5 protein-coding genes are annotated in these 3,697 nt (G+C 38.9%); 3 read left to right on the forward strand and 2 right to left on the reverse strand.

Features of this window, described 5'->3' with window-relative positions:
* Positions 1-85: 85 nt before the first annotated feature.
* Both C8E01_RS21300 and C8E01_RS21795 read right to left on the reverse strand, forming a co-directional pair.
* Positions 86-343 (reverse strand): hypothetical protein, encoded by a 258-nt coding sequence (locus tag C8E01_RS21300; protein ID WP_133242816.1) that lies wholly within the window; start codon positions 341-343, stop codon positions 86-88.
* 13 nt (positions 344-356) lie between these two features.
* On the reverse strand, positions 357-521 hold the full coding sequence (locus C8E01_RS21795; RefSeq protein ID WP_165820711.1) for a hypothetical protein: 165 nt from the start codon (positions 519-521) through the stop codon (positions 357-359).
* Positions 522-625: 104 nt separating this feature from the next.
* On the opposite strand from C8E01_RS21795, the gene C8E01_RS21305 reads away from it, so the two are divergent.
* From C8E01_RS21305 to C8E01_RS21315, 3 genes are all read left to right on the forward strand, one after another.
* Entirely contained in the window at positions 626-1,351 is a 726-nt protein-coding gene (locus C8E01_RS21305) for a hypothetical protein (RefSeq protein WP_116545480.1), read from the forward strand.
* A gap of 24 nt (positions 1,352-1,375) precedes the next feature.
* Complete coding sequence (locus C8E01_RS21310) at positions 1,376-1,768, forward strand: hypothetical protein (protein ID WP_116545481.1); 393 nt, start codon at positions 1,376-1,378, stop codon at positions 1,766-1,768.
* A gap of 256 nt (positions 1,769-2,024) precedes the next feature.
* A complete protein-coding gene (locus C8E01_RS21315) occupies positions 2,025-3,629 on the forward strand; it encodes a hypothetical protein (protein ID WP_207774934.1) in 1,605 nt (534 codons plus the stop codon).
* Positions 3,630-3,697: the final 68 nt, after the last annotated feature.

A 3,697-nucleotide genomic window follows, 5' to 3' on the forward strand; every position in this document is an offset into this window, starting at 1 on the left:
AAAAGTTTGGCCCTTTTGCCGTAAGGACTCAGCCAGAACAGCAAAAGGGCCAGTAAATGGAAACGAGGAAATGACACAGTTTAAATTACACTCCCAACTTAAATATCTCATCATAATATAGAAGTAGTAACGTTAAATCAGGCTTGGGTTTAACGTCTGATGTTTCAAGATAGTTTTTTATTACATAATCGTAGTCCTCAACGCTCGTTACAAAGTCATAGATATTATCCACTCCGCTCAGCTTCTCAGCTGGTGATATTTTATAGCTACCGCTGATAGTGTTAACAATAAGTTCGCCTGGCACCTCCAAAACATATGCTCTCAATCCAGTATTATATTGCATGGGGTTTTGGTAGCTATTCATTTCCATCTCCTCTGCTGTCCATTTTTTCTTTTAGTGCCTTGAGCGCATAGCGCACCACCTTTCCTTTTGTAACTCTGATTTTGTAGTCCTTGGCAAGCAGCATTTTTATCAGTTCTATCTGATAATCAGTGTCTTCCGATATTTTTAAGCTTCTCATTTACAATGGGTTATTAATTTAGATTATATATCAGAATTCATAATCGTATTTCTACACTTTTACACTTTTCTACCATGATATATACTTTAAAGTGAAAAAATAACATGGAACATATATTGAAAAACGAACTTCTATTTAAAGAAGCTGATGTAGAAATCTACAAGACATATAACAAAGAGGAAGACACGTACGGTCTATACTGGACATCACCTAACGGCTATAAGAGGTCGGATTACCACTACACTCTTATTCATCCATACGAGCAGCAAAAAGCTGCTGCGCTAAGATGTGTCGCTGATGTTGAGTGGATGTGGGTATGGATTGACACTGACCTGAACGAGACCAGAATGGATGAATTAAACTCGGTGATTTGGCAGAATTTACGGGTGAGCGATTCGAAATGCGATTGTGAAACATTTGAGGAAATGGTTGAGTGCGAATTGTGCATTTTGGGCAAGATTCCAAACAGCTATAATTTTAAGAAAATACTCGATTATGAGACTCATGTAGCATATACTTATGACACTGAGCAAGGTTTCTACACAATTACCCTCATTATTAGTGAGGAAATCCAGAACATGAACTTTGATTATATCTGGAAAAAGGAGGAATTGGAAGAAAGATTGAAAGGCATTATAGATACTTATGAAGAACAGATATTTGAACTTGATAGCTACTTGAGGGTGTGCGTTACGGAAAGCTTAGAAGACAGTCCTGCTACTCGACTTACATACTATGATGTCACTTTCACAGAAGTTAAAGTGTCAGGCATCAATAACGCTACAAACTACAACAGGACAGTCTTGGGTTTCAATGAATTCCCCTACTAATAGATAAAAACAATTTAAATATAAATGATACTTATAAACGAAATACTGTATGCTGATGGAGAAGAAATCGTATTAAAGACAATTGATATAAACAAAAAACTTTATGGAATGCACTCAACCTTACGTGGCAGAATTATAGCACCTACCTTTTACCATATCTTTAAATTCAAAGAAGGCGCAACCTCTGCCGTAGCGGTAACAAAGGATGAAGAATTTATTGCTATTGACTTTAATGGAATGACAAGTGATTTAGCATCAGAGCAGGAAACGTTCTATCGCAATCTGATAATTAAAAATAGCCGTTGCAATTGCTACAACTTTGAGCGTTCGCTTATAGGTTGCATTTACTGCAATGGAATGAGGCAAATACCTAACCCCTACTCTATGAAACTGCTGGACCAAGTTTGGAAAGATTAAACTTAATGTAGCATGTGCTGATGTAAAATATATTAGCAATACGGTATTGGTAAGCAATATAAACATGCTGAATAACTGAATCCAACCTCTATGCAATTAGTGATTTTTTACCCTTACATGAAACTGGCTGGTATGGATTAACTTCATCAGCCAGTTTTGCTTTCAGAGTAATCAAGAAATTTAGTCATATAATCTTCTTTAATTGCTATATTGGACTTTTATCTTGTTCAGCTACATATAGCCATTAGGAAAGCAAATGACCATTCATGACTACATCGACATTCTCAACACCCGATATAAAATTGGCATTTCCAGAGAGCATAGCTACCGCAGCGACTTACAAGTACTGATATCAACATTAGTACCTGAAGTGCTTGTAACAAACGAGCCAGCACGTGTAGCCTGTGGTGCGCCTGACTATATCATTACCAAAAATGATATCCCAGTTGGCTATATCGAAGCGAAAGACATAGGGGTCCCGCTCAACAGCAAATCCCTGAAAGAGCAGTTTGACCGTTACCGTGCCTCGCTGGACAACCTTATCATCACCGACTATCTGGACTTTCATTTATACATAGATGGTGAGTTTAAAACATCAGTGAAAATTGGTGAGATAAAGAATGGTCAGATTCATCCGCTACAAGAGAATTTCTCAATTTTCGAAGGGCAGATAAAAGACTTCTGCACCCACATCGGTCAGACTATCAAGAGTTCGAGGAAACTGGCGGAGATGATGGCTGCAAAAGCCAGAATGCTTGCTGATGTGATTGAAAAGGCACTTAATAGTGACGAAGAAAATCACGAGAATAGTACGTTGCAAGAGCAGATGAACGCTTTTCAGCAAATACTGATACATGATATCAAGACCAGAGAATTTGCCGACATCTACGCTCAGACTATCGCCTATGGCATGTTTGCCGCCAGATTACATGACCCTACTTTATCTACTTTTTCACGCCAGGAAGCTGCACAGTTAATACCCAAATCAAATCCATTTTTAAGGACGATGTTTAACTATATCGGCTTCGATTTAGATAGCCGTGTGGTATGGATTGTCGATGGTCTGGCAGATTTGTTCCGTGCTACTGATATCGCTGCTCTGTTGAAAAATTTTGGCAAAGCTACCCAGACGCACGACCCTATCATTCACTTCTATGAAACGTTTCTTGCCGAATACGACCCGAAATTGCGTAAGGCACGTGGTGTATGGTATACACCAGAACCAGTCGTAAACTTCATCGTTAGGGCGGTTGATGATATACTTAAGACGGAATTCAATCTACCTCAGGGCTTGGCTGATACTTCTAAGACTAAGGTAACATTGAAAGTACCTACGAGTGACAAAAGGAGCAAAACAGGATTTAAGGACTTTGACCAAGAGGTGCATAAGGTACAAATACTTGACCCTGCTACGGGTACAGGTACGTTCTTAGCAGAAGTTGTGAAACATATACACGGTAAGTATAAAAGCCAGCAAGGTATCTGGAGCAGTTATGTAGAAAACCACCTAATTCCACGCCTAAATGGTTTTGAGTTGCTGATGGCATCGTATGCGATGGCTCACTTAAAACTTGATTTATTGTTATCGGAAACTGGCTATAAACCCACCAAGGACCAACGCTTAAAGGTTTACCTCACTAACAGTTTAGAAGAACATCATCCAGACACTGGCTCATTATTCGCCACAGCGTTGGCACATGAAGCTAATGCCGCTAATCATATTAAACGTGATTCACCTGTAATGGTAGTGATTGGCAACCCTCCATATAGTCTAAGTAGTAGCAATAAAGGCAACTGGATAAAGGGTATGCTGGAAGATTATAAGAAAGGCTTAAGAGGCTGTTTTGATTTGAATGAATAAAAAAGCAGGTGCCGGTTGTTTGAGTAAGAAAAGTTAGCAGACTTATGACTTACCCAAGTAGTTTAACC

Origin of the sequence: Pontibacter virosus, assembly GCF_003096355.1 — a bacterium.
Taxonomy (GTDB): domain Bacteria; phylum Bacteroidota; class Bacteroidia; order Cytophagales; family Hymenobacteraceae; genus Pontibacter; species Pontibacter virosus.